Origin of the sequence: Litchfieldia salsa, assembly GCF_900104555.1 — a bacterium.
GTDB lineage: Bacteria > Bacillota > Bacilli > Bacillales > Bacillaceae_L > Litchfieldia > Litchfieldia salsa.
Genome location: NZ_FNJU01000003.1, coordinates 449,309 through 466,314 on the forward strand (window position 1 = coordinate 449,309; position 17,006 = coordinate 466,314).

Here is a 17,006-nt window from a genome sequence, read left to right on the forward strand (position 1 = left end):
TTTATGAAGATGGACTTTCCTGCTTCGTTTGAGTGTCATTTGAAAATACAAATGACACTTTTTGCTCAATGTGGTTCCACTGAAGTGAAGCAATAAATGTTTTTTCTCCTTTTTTAAATCCCTTTATCAGATCCGTTTTGCCCTCAATTAATAGTTTCTTCACTTGAGCTTGTGAAATACTTTTACCAAGTATTCGTTTTGAAATAATAAACCCACATTTTGTCTTTCTGTAATTAGCACAGCCATACACCTTCCCCTTATCCACTACCTGTCCTCCACATAATAAACACTTTCCAACTTCTACTCCCTGCTTATATTTAAGTGAGCTGGTTGGTTCAAATTCGATATGCTTAAAATCCCATGTTGTAGCTTGTCCAACTGCATCTTGAACTATTTTATGGGAAAGCTTCCTTGTTTGGTCAATGAATACTTCATGGGGTGTCTTTCCTTTCCCAATTTCACTTAACCTTTGCTCCCACTTTGCTGTCATTTCAGGTGAAGATAGTATTTTTTCACCAATTGCTTCAATGAGTAATATCGCTTTATCTGTTGCAAATACTTTGTTTTGTTTTACATCTATATAGCTTCTCTGCTTTAACAACGTAATAATGCCAGCCCTTGTGGCTTCAGTACCTAAACCCTCAGTTTTCATTAGTACTTTCTCTAATTCTTCATTATTTAGATGTTTTCCAGCTGTTTTCATTAACGTAATTAATTGACCTTCTGTATAACGATTCGGTGCCTGTGTTTTTCCTTCTTTCACTTTTACTTGTTGTACAGCACCTTTCTCATCATTTATAAGGATTGGCAAAATTACATCTTTATCCTTTTTATCTTGATCATCAAATAAAACTTTTCTCCATCCATCTTGAATCTTCTGCTTTCCTTTTGATATAAATTCCGCTCTTTCATCAACTAGTGTTGTTACTGTCGTATAGTCAAAGATAGCCACATCATAATGAGCAGCTATAAGTCTACGTGCAATTAAATCGTATATTTTTTGTTCATCTCCACTTAAATGGCTTGTTATTGGTACTTGTTCCGTAGGGATGATTGCATAGTGATCTGTTACTTTTTTTTCATTTACATACCGACGATTATTCATAATTGAAGGTATTGGTGCAGGTAAATACTTTTGGAAAGCTTCCTGCAAACTTAGCTTCGAAAAAATTTCAGGAATCATATTTGCTTCTTCTTTTGTTAAAAAGCTTGAATCAGAACGAGGATAAGAAATAAAACCTTTTGTATAAAGTCCTTGTGCAATATCCAAAGTCTTTTTTGGAGAATACTTGAATAAACGATTTGCTGTTGCTTGTAAGCTAGATAGATTGAACAAATATGGTGGCTGATATTCTTTCCTTTCTTTATCTAAATTACAGACCCTTGCATCTTTACCTTGACAAAAGGCAGCAATTTTCTCTGCCATTTGTTGATCCATCACTCTAGATTCCTGTCCTTTATGCCATTTTCCTTCATATTTTTTCCCGTCTATATTGAAGGTAGCAAAAACCTCCCAGAATGGGTCTGATTTAAAATTCGCTATTTCTTTTTCTCTTTTTACAATTAAAGCTAAGGTCGGTGTTTGAACTCTGCCTACTGAAAAAACGTCAGAGAAACCCTGTTGTTGTAGTAATAAAGTGTACACTCGTGAAGCATTCATTCCTACAATCCAATCAGCACACGCTCTTGACCGAGCCTCATAGAATAGGTTTCTAGTTTCTGTTTCATCAAGTAAACTGTTGAACCCTTTAACAACTGCATTTTCAGTCAACGAGGAAATCCATAATCTTTTTAATGGTTTTTTAATGTTTGCAGTTTCTATAATTGTTCGGATAATAAGTTCTCCTTCGCGTCCTGCATCCCCGGCATGTATAATTTCTCTTACTTCACGATTTACTAACAATTGTTTGATCACTTGGAATTGCTTTGACTTTGATTTGCTAACACGATAGCGAAATTGCTCTGGAATAATTGGAAGTGTTTGTAAAGTCCATTTTTTCCATTGAGGGTTATAGTCTTCCGGAGAGAGTAGTTCACATATATGGCCAATTGCCCAAGTCACATACGCGCCTGCTGGAAAAAGGTCAGTGGGTAATATTTCAATATATCCTTGTTTCTTTTTGTGTTTAAAAGGTGACGCAAGCTTTGAAGCTTGATCAGGCTTTTCAGCGATAATTACCTTCAAGTTAATCCCCCATCAAATTCATATAAGAGAAGGAACCCCTTCTCTATTAATCAATCTATTATACTTCATTTCAAACGATCTGTTAAAGGACAATAATTTAATTTTAGAGTCGTTTTCCAGAAGTGAAGGATCAATAATGATACATAATTCTCTGCACTTTTTCACTTATCCATCAATAAGTATACAATTTTGGTCATCTATTATAGACTCAATCGTAATCACGACGATTTCACCATGCTTTATATCTAGTATAATACTAGAACCACTTTGATCACTTAAAATAAATTGTGCGTCATTCTTCCTGTCCAACAGTTCGCTTCCAACACTAAGTACTTTTCTGTAAACCTCTTCCTTCTCCAGATGATTTAAAGATAGTCTATGTGCACTTCTTATAATAACTTCAAATCCATTTATTATATGACGAAGCATCTCGATTCCCCCCAAAACAAGTTATTTTTAATACATCCTTCTAGATTATATGAAGATAGTCCTAAAAACATGTTGAGGTAAATTGAGTTACTTCAATGAATCATGACTTGGCCAATACTCAGTGAGGCTGAAACTAAATCAGCCTCTCTATTTTTCACTTAAGACAATCGCTTTCCATATTCTTTTAATGTTTCACCAACTGTACATTTATTTATACAGAATGTTTGAGCATAAGCCTTCCCGAATTCTTTTCGATTTTGAGCTTTCAAAAAGCAATCCTTACAATAGGTGTCGAGTATTTCACCAACCTCCTCTATTAACTTCTTTCTATTCATGCTTACACCATCTCCTGTACCTCGTTCATTTTCTTTTCTGTTTTTTAATCTTATGAGAAATAGCTTAGTCACTTACCATTTATTTCAATTTTGCTTGATACGACAGTACCTTCAAGAGCTTGTGTTGCTAACTTATCACTTTCTCCATTTAGCTTTCTTCCAATTGGACTGTATGTGGGGTGTATACCTAAATGCTTCATTTTTTCCTCTATTCGATCTAACCACTTATTTAAAGTATCCTCGAAACAAGGCCACTCACCAGAGAGCTGGTTTAACACCACTTGTGAATCTCCTTTAAATTCTACACCTATATTTTTCACACCTATCTCTTCTAACGTTAATAACATAAACCAAAAAGCTGCATATTCTGCCTCATTATTAGTTTCTAACTCATTAAATACCTCGTTGGCTCTCACCCTGTAGTCTCGATTGTTTTGGGTGTAATAAATTGCTGTACCAAGACCCGCTTTATTGGTTTGAAGATCAAACCCCCCATCAAAATAGGCAACAATATCATGTGGTTCTGTCTCTACCTCTTTTAATAATCTTATAAGTTCTTTTTTGTTCCACTTTGTATGCTGTTCATCATAAAAGAAAATTTCTTTTACTCTTCCTGTTTTTTCAAAATCATCTGAAATTCTTAATGCCTCTGTTGCAGGCATAATTTCTGATGTAAGTAGTATCTCTGGGTTTTTTGGACTTTTATAATTCCATTCAATCCATACTTTCATCTGATTACCTCCTAAGTTGTTATCTTCATTTTTCCATTATTTCTTCCCAATATACTACTATATAAATGAGAAATATACTTTACTATCATAAATTTATTGACTATTCCTATTTGAGATTGGTTCCTACTCCCTATGTGTGGTAAACTACTTATAGTTTTGTGAAGGAGGAAATAAAGGTGATTGAGGTATATATTGATGGTGCAAGCGCAGGAGATCCTGGGCCATCAGGGGCTGGGGTATTTATTAAAGGAAACGGCATTGTCGAAAAACACACTTTCCCACTTGGTGAAATGAGTAACCATGAAGCAGAGTATCACTCTCTGATCAAAGCATTAGAAATTTGTATTGATAAAAAATACAATATTGTATCTTTTCGAACAGATTCTCAGTTAGTTGATCGTGCAATGGAAAAAGAATATGTTAAAAACAAACGGTATGCTCCTCTTCTAGAAAAAGCACTAGACTTATCAAAGAAATTAGATCTCTTTTTCATAAAATGGATACCTAGTAGTCAAAATAAGGTTGCTGATGAATTAGCTAGAGAAGCAATCGTTCGAAATAAATAAAGATAGAGGAAGTTTAATGAAAAAAAAATTGATTCCAGAGTTTAGTTTATTATGTGTTGCATTTATTTGGGGATCGACATTTGTAATAGTCCAAAATGCTATCTCCTTTTTAGAACCGATGACTTTTAACGGTGTTCGCTTTTTCTTAGCTGGATTAATCTTATTTGGATGGCTGGTTTTGTTTAAACAAAAAGAGTTAGGAAATTTTAACAAAGGCCTGCTTTTCTCAGGCATAATCATGGGTTTATGGTTATTTGGTGGATATGCTTTGCAAACTTTTGGTCTTTTATATACGACATCATCAAAGGCCGGTTTTATTACAGGTTTAAGCGTAGTACTTGTTCCACTATTTGCATATCTTATATTAAAGCAAAAGCCCAAACCAAATGCAGTAATTGGTGTATTTATTGCTACAGTTGGTCTGTATTTCTTAACAGTTGGTGATACATTTGGTGTAAATCAAGGTGATGTTCTCGTATTCTTCTGTGCTATATCGTTTGCATTACATATTATTTTTACTGGAAAATTCAGTTCTTTATACTCAACTTTAATGTTGACGGTAACCCAAATTTTCACTGTCTCTATACTATGTTTCGGTTCTGCTTTCTTTTTTGAAAATTGGCAGGTCGTTTTTCAGGTAGATGTGATTACAAAAAACGAGGTACTATTTGCACTGATTATTACGTCACTTTTTGCAACCGCGATTGCATTCTTTATTCAAACTAAATTCCAAAAATACACCACACCTACAAGAGTAGCTTTAATCTTTGCAATGGAACCTGTCTTTGCAGCTTTAACAGGTTTTGTAGCAGCAAATGAACGTTTATCAATAACTGCTTTATTTGGCTGTTTGTTTATACTAGGTGGAATGATTCTGGCAGAACTCCCTCAAAAACTTCGGAGTCATAATTCTAATCTAAAATACGATATGAAAACAAAAGAGAGCTAGGAGATATTCCTAATTCTCTTTTGTTAAATATCAACAATTACTTCCCTCTTTCCTCGACGGGGATATGTACTGGCACCTTAAACCACCAAAGGAAGAAAGCTCCAATAACAATCGATATAAGATATGCTATTATTGGTTTCTTATAGAATAAACGTAACATTGGGAACATAAAACAATCAAAAAAAGCTGACCATAAAATGTTCCAACCATATTGGTACTCGATATAACCTGCTTTAGAAAAAATCCATTCCACAAATACATACCAACTAATATACCACAGATAATGTAAAAGAATTTTTCGTTTTCCTACCGGATAATTACCCATAAATAATAACGTTGTTATTGGAAAGATAATAAATGTATACAGCATTTCTGTTAATGTATGGTTGCTAATAAAGTCCGCATCTAATCTCCACAAAAAATAATTTGCTGTAAGAAAATTATATAATAGATTTCCCATTACAAAATACAGCATGACTGTATGATATTTTTGCCAATCACGCCACAATCCTGACTTCCATAAGATTGCGATCATAATAATAGATAAAAGGATATGCATAAATATATTCCCCTTAGTGGTCTTGTCTATAATATCCCTTGTCAAGTTCCTTATTATTCCTATTTAGAGCAATAAAAGTAAAGCACACTAAGTAATTTCCTTAGTGTGCTTTATTTATATGATATTCCTTAGTTGCGCTAGCTCTATTGCTGCTTTTCGCGTAATCACTTTTTTTTCACTAAATATTTCTAGTAAAGATACAAAGAAACTACCATCAAATTCTTTTTGTGCTTTTAATGTAATTTCCACTGCTACATTTACTAATTCGTCAGAAGCACTTGTATAATGCTGGCCAAACGAGATAAATCCAAGTGCATCTTCTCCAAGAGTAAACCCTTTAGAAGTTAAGTGTTCAATATATTGCTCTACAGTTGTTACAGATTTAAACAATGTCGTCATCATCCTCAAATAAATACTCTTACTTTTAGTTTAACGTATTTTTTGTCGAATGACTATGACTATTTCGTTAAGAAGTATCCAAGTGCACCTGTTGCCATTCCAAAAAGTGCTCCCCCAATAACTTCCTCTGGCTGATGTCCTAGCATTTCTTTTAGGTTCTTCTCTTTCCGATCATGAAAGTGATCATCATCCTTACCTTTTAGTCTTTCTACTTGCTCATCTAATTCATTGACCTTTAAGGTAATCTCTCCAGCTTGCCTTCTAATACCTTGCGCATCGTACATTACAATTAAGCCAAACACAGTTGATAACGCAAAATCAATCGTTGGGACTCCTCGTTTAAGAGCAACATAAGTAGCCAAAGATGAAACTCCAGCAGAATGCGAACTCGGCATTCCACCTGTCTCTACAAAAGTGCCCCAATCCCATTGCCCAGTTTTCACTTTCTTTATTGGAATTTTAACAAATTGAGCAAGCCCTATAGTTACTAATGCAGTATAAACAGCTTTGTTCATAAATTTCACCTCTACTATAGTTTCCAAGTATTATTAGCTTTCTATTCTTAACATATAACTACAATTGATGGAAAGAATAATAAATGGAGGTGATTAAAAATGGCAAAACATCAAGGTAAAAACCGTGGAGTAAAGGCTCCTGGGGTTAATCCTCAAGGTTATGGTCAGGATGCCGAATTAACTGAAAATCCAAAAAGTAAATTAGAGGAACGCGCGAAGAAAATGAATACAAAATAAGGAGGGATTTTCCCTCTTGTTTTGTCCATAAAGTAAATGATCTCGATTGATTTAACAAGATTGCGAATTTTGTCGAAATTTGACTCTTGTTAATATATAATAATATAAAAGCAATGGTTCCTTATACTAACTTTTTATCTTGTTATTGTGAAATGAGGTATTATCTATGAAAAAGAGAAAACATCAAAGTGCACTAGCTTTTATCATTATTTATATTCTATTCTATTATTTAATTATTCTCTTTGGAAATCACGAAGTCCGCCTAATTAAAATAAGCGGGAACCTGCTTTCAATTATAGGTGCACTAGTATCAACTTTGTGGATATATCAAACTTATAAGAGCAGGATTAACAATCAAAAAGAAGCTGTTTTTTGGTTACAACTATCTTTAGGGACTTTGAGTTATCTCATTGCAGAACTCATTTGGATGAATTATGAAAGTTATCGACTTATTGAAGTTCCTTTTCCAAGTTATGCTGATATATTTTATATGTTTCAAATGTTCTTTTATTTACTCGCTTTTTCAATTTACTATTTTAATGGAAAACAATTCTTTAAAATTATTCAATTTATTTTTGAAATTTTAATAATTATGGTTGTATTATCAACTTTTAGCTATTATTTTATACTCGAACAAATGATAACAGATCCCACTTTAACTGGCTTCTTCCTTTTCATTTCATTAAGTTATCCAATAGGTGATTTATTTCTGTTTTTTATCGTGTTGGCTGTCATTTTTGGTGTAAATGGAATAGCGTTTAAAAAAGGATTAATTATCATTCTTAGTGGTATTGTTATTCAATCATTTGCTGATTCTTCATTTTTCTATCTTATACTAAATGATATGTATCATGCAGAAAGTCTTATAGATCCCTTGTTTACATTTGCAGTATTATTAATTGGCTACTCTGGTATAAGTGCAGAACAAACAGTGTCCTTTCAAACAGCATTCAGCTTTTCAAAGAAAATTAATGCTCTAAAGATATCCTTTCCTTACATTAGTTCATTAGCCTTAATTTCTTATATTATTTTGTTTGATCGTGAACATACGGTTCTTACAATTGGTGGTTTTCTTTCTATCTTTTTGGTGATGTTAAGACAAGTTATAATTATCCTGAATAATCGTCAACTCTTAACACATTTAAACGAGAGTAAACAAAGATATCAATCCTTATTTGATAATCATCCTGATGCGGTTATTTCCTTGAATTTAGATGGTCAATTGACAAGTATTAACAATAAATTTTGCAAGATAATGGATACTTCTTCAAATTTACTGATTGGTCAACATTTAGAGAATTTATTTTCAGTAGATAGAGATTTAATAAATAGGCACTTTTTAAAGACTAAAAAAGGTTTGCATCAAAATTTTGAAGTGATTCTAAAAGATAAATTAAGGGAGACCATCTATATACATGTAACGTATATTCCGATGTATATAGATGGAACAGTAGTTGGGGTGTTTGGAGTTTTCAAAGACATCACCGAATTAAAAAAGAACACTGAAAAAATTCACTACTTAGCTTACCATGACTCTCTGACAGGCTTACATAATCGGGCATTTTTTGAGGACTCTTTAGAAAAAGAAATTGTCGACTCAAAAAAGAACGGAAGTGGTTTAGCCGTTATATTTATCGATTTTGATCGTTTTAAAATGATTAACGATAGCCTTGGTCATGATGCTGGTGATCAACTACTTAAAGCAATTGCTGATAGACTATTTTCGATTGTTAGAAAAAAAGATATTATTGCAAGACAAGGTGGAGATGAATTTACTCTATTATTAAAGAACGTTAAAAACCACAAAGAGATTATTCAAATTATGGATGAAATGATGCTAACTTTAAACGATCCTTACCATATTAAAGGACATAGTTTTTTAACTACACCAAGTATCGGAATATCTTTTTATTCAGGTGACCATGATACTGCGGTTAGCTTAATGAAAAAGGCTGATTTGGCTATGTATTTTTCTAAGATGAATGGCAAAAATCAATACAGCTTCTATCAAATTGGAATGGAACAAGATTCCGCAAATCAACTATTGATTGAAAGTGCACTTCATCATGCAATAAAAAATGAAGAGTTTGTACTATACTATCAACCACAAATTGAATCTAGTAATCATAAGATATATGGTTTAGAGGCTTTAGTCCGCTGGAATCATCCTCATTTAGGGATGTTAGGTCCCGGACATTTCATTACTATTGCTGAAGAAACCAATTTAATATTACCCATTGGAGAGTGGGTTCTAAGACAAGCATGTACTCAGGGAAAGAAATTACATGATCTTGGATTTGAAGATTTGACCATTTCAGTAAACATTTCACCTAAGCAATTTCAATCACCTAAATTAGTTCAGATGGTAAGAGACGTTATCAAAGAAACTGGTTTTAACTCAGAATTTCTTCTACTCGAAATAACAGAAGCTGTTGCGATGAATCATATTAATAAAACAATTGATAAATTAAAAGAGTTGCAGCAGATTGGAGTCCGTATTTCAATTGATGATTTTGGGACTGGGCATTCTTCATTATCATACTTGTCTAATTTGCCATTAAATGAGTTGAAAATACCGCGTGAGTTTGTGAACCACTTAGGTGTTGAAACGAACAATGCCATTATCGATACAATCATCACACTTGCTAAGAATCTTAAACTTGATATTATTGCTGAAGGTGTTGAAACTAGTAATCAATTATTATCATTACAAAAAATGGGATGTTACAGAATGCAAGGTTATTATTTTGGCAAACCAGTTAGTTCAAAGGAAATAGAGGAACTATTATTAAAAAATGATTGTTTTTTAGAATAAGGAATAAATATAAAAAGACTGTCTTATCAAAGTTTTTTGTTATAGACATATAACATTGTAGTTACAAGCAGGCTGAATACACGTAGACTCCTGCGGGATCAGTGGCCAAAGTGAGACCCCGCAGGAGCAGATAGCGACGAGGAGGCTCACTGGTCACCCGCCGGACGCGAAGTGTATTCAGCCTGCGGCTTTAAAAGCACCAATCTATATGAAATAATCATATAAAAAAGACTGTCTAAATTTCTTTCTGACAGTCTTTTTACTATTTAACTAATATATTGGGTAAGGCCTTTAAATTCTAGTTCAGTTATTTTTGAATGTACTTTTTCTCGATTAATTGAAATCACAGCTTCATCAAGAGAACAAGTAACAGGTACATCACATTTAATCTCAGCAAGCTTTCTAGAAAGATGAAGCATTTCTAAGTCCTCTTTAATCTTTGTTCTCTGCCCTTTAGGTAGCTCTTCTAAATTTTCTAGTATACCTTCAATTGAATGATATTGTTGTAACAGCTTCATGGCAGTTTTTTCTCCAATTCCTCTAACACCTGGATAATTATCACTGCTGTCACCCATTAATGCCTTTAAATCAATCATTTGCCTTGGGGTAATTCCTCTTTCAGAAGAAAATGTCTCATTTGTGTATTCTTGATAATTCCCAAACCCCTTCTTCAACAATAACACAGAAATATTATCATCTATTAATTGTAGAATATCTTGATCACCTGTCAAAATTTGAACGGTAGCTTGGTGACTGTAAAGTTTTGCGAGTGTCCCAATGCAATCATCTGCTTCATAGCCAATTAAACCTACATTAGGAATATCAAATGTTTCAACAACCTCTTTTACTAAATCAAATTGTGGAATCAATTCAATTGGTGCTTCACCACGATTAGCTTTATATTCAGAAAACAATTCATTTCTAAAGGTTGAACTCCCCATATCCCAACAACAAACAACATGACTAGGCTCATATGTTCTAATAGCAGTCATCATATGCTTTATAAATCCATGAATAGCATTTGTCGGAATACCTTTACTATTTATCATAAAATAGCCACTCATTGCAGTTGCATAAAAAGAACGAAATAATAGGGCCATACCATCTATTAACATTACATTATTCTTCATTAAATCAAAATCCCTCCTAAAACGTCTATAACAGAAACTTTAACTATTATAACATATCAGGGACAAGCTCTGTTACTACCTATAAAACAAAAACAGAGAACCACCGGTAAATGTTATTACCAGTAGTTCTCCATATTATTTTTTATTCGGATCCATCATTTTTTCAGTCTCTATTTCTGAATATAATGCAAAGTCTCTTTTTAATTCTTTATTTTTAATAGCGTCAGTTAAATGTGAGAGCTCAGCTTTCTCTTTTTCTTTGGTCATATACATTCTTCCCTTCAACAAAAATGTCGATCATTATTATATTGGGAAAAACATGATAAATTATGTATTAAATTATTCTTTACTTTTTGCTATTGGATTATCTGGATAAGAGATCCAATCACTCCAAGAACCAGCATAAAGCTTTACATTGTCAAAATCTAATTCATTAAGCATAAGAATATTTGGACATGCTGTTACCCCTGATCCACAATAAACAATTACTTCACTCTCTTTATTAAGAGAAGAAAACTTAGCTTCTAATTCATTTTTACCCTTATACTTTGAACCTTCCAAAACATCTTTCCAAAAGAAGTTCAACGCACCAGGGATATGTCCCGCTGTGTTATCTATTGGCTCCTCGATTCCGAGATATCTCAACTCTTCTCTTGAGTCAATTAAAAAACTTGTCTGATCTTTAATATTTCTTTTAACATCATCAATAGTAGCAATCATTTGATGTTGTATGACAGGGCTATAACTCACTTTTTGAAAAATAGGAACATCTTTTGTAATAGGGTATCCTTCACGAACCCATGAAGAATAACCCCCTTCTAATACAAATACACGAGTGTGACCTATGAAGCGTAATAACCACCAAAGTCTAGAAGCAATTCCTCCACCCTGATTATCATACACAACAACTTTAGTAGAAGGAGAGATACCAGCAGCTTCTATCTTTTTAACAAAGTTTTCTATTTCTGGGAGTGGATGTCTACCACCATGCTTTTGAACCTCACTAGATAAATCTACATCTAAGTTAAAATACAAGCTACCTGGCAAATGACTTTCAATATATTCATCTAACCCTTTTGTTGGATTAGCAAGATCGAAACGGCAATCAATGATTCGGAGATCTTCGAACCCTAATTGTTCTTTTAGCCATTCTATACTGACAACATTTTTGAACATGAAACTCCCCTACCTCTTCTTCTAAAATTAATACCAAAAGAGAAACTTCCTATTTATCTCTCTTTGCAAATTCAATGACCATCTCTGAAGTAACTAGCTTCCTTGTAGGAGCGATTCCATTTCTTGCTAAATTATTGATTTCCTTTGTAACCATATTAATATGTTCAACCGTAAATGGTTGATCATTCTTAGCAAGAGAAACTGCTTCAGCGATAAAACTCTCTCGTTGATTCTCCAGTGTTAGAAACGCTTTTACAAGCTCATGTTGCTTTTTTGAGTGCTTTGAAATTTCTTCGTGTACATTACTCATTATCTGAGTCCCCCTATTAATTTTTTTCATTCTTTTTCTGCAAAATATCCCATATTATACGATTTATCTTTTGCTTATTACCTTCCCTTATAGAAAACTGTTCACAGTTTTGTAAATTCTCATATTCATTTGTTAGAAAGTCCAACCACTCATCGAGTAGCCTGACAGAAATAAAAGACTCTTCTATTTCAGGGTAGGATAATTTATTATTTAATAGCTTTGATATTCTTTGCTTTGTTTCATTATTATAACAACTACCAATAATTAAATCATTGAAAATTATAGGCGGCAAATTTTGATTTTTAACTATAAAGTGAGCGGCTAGTAAAGCCCTTACTGCTTGTATGAGAACTTTTAAATCACGGTAAGTAAGGTTGTCTTTATCTCTAGTCACTTGTAATGAATGAATATTAGATTTGAGTATTTTATGATAGTGATGGTATAAAGATTTTAAAGAATAAGAATCTCGAGCTATTTGACGGAACCCTTCAATTTGCTCTATATCCTCTCTATAAACGATCGGAGAGAATAAAGATTCATAAATAGAAGGATTTGATTTATACAATAGAAAACCTGCCTTAAGAATATCCCAACCATGGAACTCCATTTGCTCCTTCATTTGAACTACAATCGATTCAATAGGCCTTTCAATCTGTAAATAATTTTCTAAAGATTGAATGAAAATAAAGCGTATATCAAAATCAGAAGAGGGACCATGAGTCCCATATGCCCTACTACCAAATTCAGATGCAAAGATAATCTTGATCCTATATTTATCTTCGATTGTCTTTAAATAGTTTATCATATTATCTTTCATTCTTTTCTTCCAGTTTGAATAATAAATTTTGAATGGCTATAAGCTTTTCGACATTTACTTCTTCGGATAATGCTTGTTTAATTCCTACAAAGTATTCGTCAATTTCTTTTAATGATTTCACCCTAAGTTCTTCTATATAGATATAAAACTCATGCGAATAGAAATAAATTAATCTTTCCTTCTGTTCTTCTAAATACACCGTTACTGGGCTTTGCAGAATGGAATCAATTTCATCACTCATCAACTTTTTTTCATTCTTTTCAAAGAATGCTTTAGGATTCTTAAAGAGACTAAGTGCTTTTTTAAATTGACCTTGGTCCAGGTCTTGTAGTCCAGTTTCAAAAACAATCTCTGCAAATTCATGTTTAACAGATTTAGGTAGCATTATATGCTCGTCTATTTCACTAAGTTTCTGATTTAAATCTCCTAAGATATCTTTTGTTGTAAGATGTAAAAACCTTTCAATTCTTAATGAAGTAGCTCTCATTTCTTGACTTAAATCAAAGCCAACTGATTCAATTAGTTCATTTAAACAAATAATAAGTGATTTTCTTAAATCTCGTCCATCGTCCCTAAGAGTAACTGGATTAAAGGCCTCTTTAAAGAAATCAGAATATCTAAGGAAGACCCTTTGTTTAATATAGAAAACAAGTTCTGAAATCTCTTGCTCTAGAGCTTTTTTTTCAATGTCAAATGCTCTTGAATGAATAATCTCTTGCATTTGTGCCTCTTGCTTTATTACCCTTTCAAGCTTCTGTCTTTTTTCTTCCTTGCTCTCCATCGCTGATTCAATATAATAATCGATAATCGTTTTCGCTCGATGAATATCTTCATAGGAAGAAACAATCGTCATATCAATTAGTTCTGAAACGATAAATTGATGAAAATCTTTCTCGAAATCAGCAATGTTAGAAGAATTCAATACTGCACTATCCTGAATAGTATTAGCTGTGATTTTTTCCTTTATTGCCATCTGACTTGATAATGCATACAATCTTGGTGTTTTAATTCCATATCTAATTAGCTGTGATGATACATACTCTTTCACATCTTCCAATTCTGAAAGAGAAGATGCTAGATCAGCTGCATTTATAATAAAAAACATCTTATCCATACTAAAAGTATCTTTAACTCTTCCTAATTGAATCAGAAACTCTCGATCTGCCTTAGAGAATGCATGATTATAATAGGTGACAAACAGTATAGCATCTGCATTTTTTATGTAGTTAAACGCCACACCTGTATGTCTTGCATTTATTGAATCTGCACCAGGTGTATCAACTAATGTGATCCCTTTTCTTGTTATCTCACAATCATAATAGAGTTCAATCCATTCAACAAAACAAGCCTTCTCTTCTACCGCCACATATTCTTTAAATTCATCCATACTTGCTATAAGTTGTTGATCCAATTTCCCATTGATTGCTTCAAAGCCATCACTCACAGCCTTTAAAAAGCGAAAATGAGGTTTTTCCTTTGACCCAAGTTCAGCTTTGTCATTGATTAACTTTTTAATTGAGCTAATCGCTAAATCCAAGTTCTCTGCATCTTTATCAAACATTTGCAATGAATGAGATAAATCTGTTAGAAGCTGCTCTTTCGACTTAATCTTAACCACAACAGTACCATGCGGATACATATCACTCGGTGGCTTAATTTTATTGATTGTAGCAGTCGTGGGGTTAGGGGAAACAGGTAGAACATGACTTCCAATTAAGGCATTAGCAAAAGAGGATTTCCCTGCACTAAATGCCCCAAATAAGGCAACGGTAAACTGATTTTGGTCGAGTCTTTCTGCCTTATCAGCCATATCCTTTGCCAAAGTACTTAACCCTTTTATCGTTTCAATTTCGCTTTTAACTTTCAGCAAATCATTAATTGTGTTTTGAACTCTTTCCTCTTCGTCTAAACTGTTAGATGATGAGGATGCAAGATTAGGTCGTTCACTCAATTCTGGTGTTGAAAATTTATTCATTTCCATCAAATCTTCGGTAGAAGAAGTTTTAATCACTCTATCTTCTTTAATAAGTTGCTCGAAATTAACTTTTATTGGTTGATACTCTCCATTGTTTAAAATATCCTGTAACTTACCTTTTTTCTGAACTCGTTCATATTTCATATCCTCTAACTTCAATATTGCCTCTTGATAAGACTTATAAATCTGTAATTCACTTTCAAGCTCTTTGATTTCTTTTATGATTTTTGCTTCAATATGGATGCTTATATCATCTAAAAAACGCATACCAATCTGTCGATATTGTTTTTTTATTTCATTTGCTACATCTTCAGTATAAGTTAATACATAATCTCCAGTTAATCTTGCGCCTGCTTTGTAACTGGTAGTTAATATGTCCTTATTTAAACCAGTTTCAAAAACTTCCACTTTTGATAACAATTGATTAAGTTGATTTTCCTTTAAATAACTATTTACATAATCTTTTAAATGCCATTCAATTTGTTCATTTACCTTTTCCTGTAAATCATGATAAAAATGATTTAACCGGGTTTGACGCTCTTGATCAGTTTTGCTTTTTGAAAACAAAAAACCAACTTTAAATTCCTCCTGACAAGATTCTATATAACTTTTTGCCAGTTCTCTTGTAGAAAATGGCATTAAGTATGCGTTATGAAGAACCTTATTAAACCCTTCCATAAAATTGGTTCTTGCCTGATCCCGTTTTGCATCTAACTCCCGAAGCTTACCTTCAAGATCTTTAACTTGGTTTGGGATTATTTGTCGTTCATTATCACTTAGACTACTGATTAAATCTTCTAACTTCTCTTTTTCACTACTCTTTATTTGGTTAGTTTCAATCAAATGTTCTTCAATAATTTGGTGTGTAGAATTTATAATGCTATTGAAAAGAAGTTCATCCTTCTGAATAATTTTTTCATTAATTAACTTTTTCACTTCAGAAAGTTGGTTAAATGGATGTTCATCAGCCCTTAGACTCGTGTAAAAGATTCCATCAGGAAATACCTGATAGTCATTAAACCCTTGTTCTACACTTTGTTGAAAGCTTTCAAATGATAACTCTGTTTCCTGGTGCTTATCAATTTGATTGATTATTAAATAAATTGTCTTATTTCGATCAGTCATTTCTTTAGTAAATTGAAAGTTAAGTTCTGATTGGACATGGTTGTAGTCCATTACATAGAACAAGAGATCCGCTAAATGTAATGCCGATTCAGTTGCTACTCTGTGTGCATCATCTGTTGAATCTATACCAGGCGTATCCATGATTGTGATTCCCTCTTTAAGCACTCTTGTTTCGTGACTAATTTCTAGGGATTCAATTTCTTCTCCATCCTTACAATACTCTTTAATCACATCATAATTATATGGAGCAGGATATTCAATGATTTCGTTGTTTTTATAATAAACCCTCGCATATGCCCTACCGCTTTTAACCATTACTAAGTTTGCACTTGTTGGTATCGGGCTTGAAGGAAGTAACTCCTCACCGATCAATTCATTAATCATACTTGATTTCCCAGCTGAGAAGTGTCCACAAAACCCAATCATAAATTGTGATTGGTTAAGTTTTTTTATTAGTTGAATCATTTTTTTAGCATGTTCTTGGTCATCCTTCATCTCTTGATATATTGCCGTTAACCTATGTAATAATTCTTCTTTTGAAACTTTCACATGACCCCTGACATCAATCATTTCATATACCCCTCATATTCCCTTTATTTACGTATAAATAGTATTTTACTCTATTCTAATTTAAAATAAAACAATTCTTACTAAGTAAAACGGCATAAAAAAAACCAGGTAAGTACCCGGCAGGATTTAAAGATATGTAACTTTCATTATTATTAAGATAATGAATAGTTTGATGTTTTTGCT

17 protein-coding genes are annotated in these 17,006 nt (G+C 32.9%); 4 read left to right on the plus strand and 13 right to left on the minus strand.

Going from position 1 to position 17,006, the window contains the following annotated elements; all coding sequences use genetic code 11:
• Nucleotide 1: 1 nt before the first annotated feature.
• The 4 genes from BLQ56_RS09210 to BLQ56_RS09225 form a co-directional block, all read right to left on the minus strand.
• Nucleotides 2-2,185: a DNA topoisomerase III gene (locus BLQ56_RS09210; protein ID WP_090852656.1), complete on the minus strand. Its 2,184-nt coding sequence runs from the start codon at nucleotides 2,183-2,185 to the stop codon at nucleotides 2-4.
• 165 nt (nucleotides 2,186-2,350) lie between these two features.
• Nucleotides 2,351-2,614, minus strand: coding sequence for a hypothetical protein (locus tag BLQ56_RS09215; RefSeq protein ID WP_090852659.1), 264 nt, complete (start codon nucleotides 2,612-2,614; stop codon nucleotides 2,351-2,353).
• 158 nt (nucleotides 2,615-2,772) lie between these two features.
• Nucleotides 2,773-2,949: a zinc-finger domain-containing protein gene (locus BLQ56_RS09220; protein WP_090852661.1), complete on the minus strand. Its 177-nt coding sequence runs from the start codon at nucleotides 2,947-2,949 to the stop codon at nucleotides 2,773-2,775.
• 68 nt (nucleotides 2,950-3,017) lie between these two features.
• On the minus strand, nucleotides 3,018-3,680 hold the full coding sequence (locus tag BLQ56_RS09225; protein ID WP_090852664.1) for a ribonuclease H family protein: 663 nt from the start codon (nucleotides 3,678-3,680) through the stop codon (nucleotides 3,018-3,020).
• A 176-nt stretch (nucleotides 3,681-3,856) separates the two neighbouring features.
• On the opposite strand from BLQ56_RS09225, the gene BLQ56_RS09230 reads away from it, so the two are divergent.
• On the plus strand, nucleotides 3,857-4,246 hold the full coding sequence (locus BLQ56_RS09230) for a reverse transcriptase-like protein (RefSeq protein ID WP_090852667.1): 390 nt from the start codon (nucleotides 3,857-3,859) through the stop codon (nucleotides 4,244-4,246).
• Between the two features lie 16 nt (nucleotides 4,247-4,262).
• Nucleotides 4,263-5,195, plus strand: a complete 933-nt coding sequence (locus tag BLQ56_RS09235) for a DMT family transporter (RefSeq protein WP_090852670.1) — start codon at nucleotides 4,263-4,265, stop codon at nucleotides 5,193-5,195.
• Between the two features lie 37 nt (nucleotides 5,196-5,232).
• On the opposite strand, the gene BLQ56_RS09240 is transcribed toward BLQ56_RS09235, so the two are convergent.
• The 3 genes from BLQ56_RS09240 to BLQ56_RS09250 form a co-directional block, all read right to left on the minus strand.
• Nucleotides 5,233-5,754, minus strand: a complete 522-nt coding sequence (locus BLQ56_RS09240; RefSeq protein WP_090852673.1) for a CBO0543 family protein — start codon at nucleotides 5,752-5,754, stop codon at nucleotides 5,233-5,235.
• Between the two features lie 114 nt (nucleotides 5,755-5,868).
• On the minus strand, nucleotides 5,869-6,153 hold the full coding sequence (locus BLQ56_RS09245) for a DUF6123 family protein (RefSeq protein WP_090852982.1): 285 nt from the start codon (nucleotides 6,151-6,153) through the stop codon (nucleotides 5,869-5,871).
• Nucleotides 6,154-6,212: 59 nt separating this feature from the next.
• Nucleotides 6,213-6,668, minus strand: a complete 456-nt coding sequence (locus tag BLQ56_RS09250) for a divergent PAP2 family protein (protein ID WP_090852676.1) — start codon at nucleotides 6,666-6,668, stop codon at nucleotides 6,213-6,215.
• Nucleotides 6,669-6,767: 99 nt separating this feature from the next.
• Between BLQ56_RS09250 and sspL the strand changes: the two genes are divergently transcribed.
• Together sspL and BLQ56_RS09260 are read left to right on the plus strand one after the other, a co-directional pair.
• Entirely contained in the window at nucleotides 6,768-6,905 is a 138-nt protein-coding gene (gene sspL, locus BLQ56_RS09255) for a small, acid-soluble spore protein L (protein WP_090852678.1), read from the plus strand.
• Between the two features lie 166 nt (nucleotides 6,906-7,071).
• Nucleotides 7,072-9,720, plus strand: coding sequence for an EAL domain-containing protein (locus tag BLQ56_RS09260; protein ID WP_090852681.1), 2,649 nt, complete (start codon nucleotides 7,072-7,074; stop codon nucleotides 9,718-9,720).
• Between the two features lie 266 nt (nucleotides 9,721-9,986).
• Here the strand turns inward: BLQ56_RS09260 and BLQ56_RS09265 are convergent, their stop codons facing one another.
• The 6 genes from BLQ56_RS09265 to BLQ56_RS09285 form a co-directional block, all read right to left on the minus strand.
• Nucleotides 9,987-10,850 (minus strand): 5'-3' exonuclease, encoded by an 864-nt coding sequence (locus BLQ56_RS09265; RefSeq protein WP_090852683.1) that lies wholly within the window; start codon nucleotides 10,848-10,850, stop codon nucleotides 9,987-9,989.
• A gap of 135 nt (nucleotides 10,851-10,985) precedes the next feature.
• Nucleotides 10,986-11,117: a hypothetical protein gene (locus BLQ56_RS24050; protein ID WP_274380217.1), complete on the minus strand. Its 132-nt coding sequence runs from the start codon at nucleotides 11,115-11,117 to the stop codon at nucleotides 10,986-10,988.
• 72 nt (nucleotides 11,118-11,189) lie between these two features.
• Nucleotides 11,190-12,026, minus strand: a complete 837-nt coding sequence (locus BLQ56_RS09270; protein WP_090852686.1) for a sulfurtransferase — start codon at nucleotides 12,024-12,026, stop codon at nucleotides 11,190-11,192.
• A 49-nt stretch (nucleotides 12,027-12,075) separates the two neighbouring features.
• Nucleotides 12,076-12,336, minus strand: a complete 261-nt coding sequence (locus BLQ56_RS09275; protein ID WP_090852689.1) for a DUF2533 family protein — start codon at nucleotides 12,334-12,336, stop codon at nucleotides 12,076-12,078.
• Nucleotides 12,337-12,352: 16 nt separating this feature from the next.
• The gene (locus tag BLQ56_RS09280; protein ID WP_090852691.1) at nucleotides 12,353-13,153 is read right to left on the minus strand and encodes a nucleotidyltransferase domain-containing protein; all 801 of its coding nucleotides are present in this window, start codon (nucleotides 13,151-13,153) and stop codon (nucleotides 12,353-12,355) included.
• Complete coding sequence (locus BLQ56_RS09285; protein ID WP_090852694.1) at nucleotides 13,143-16,823, minus strand: dynamin family protein; 3,681 nt, start codon at nucleotides 16,821-16,823, stop codon at nucleotides 13,143-13,145. Before BLQ56_RS09285 ends, BLQ56_RS09280 begins: the two co-directional genes overlap by 11 nt.
• Between the last annotated feature and the right edge of the window lie 183 nt (nucleotides 16,824-17,006).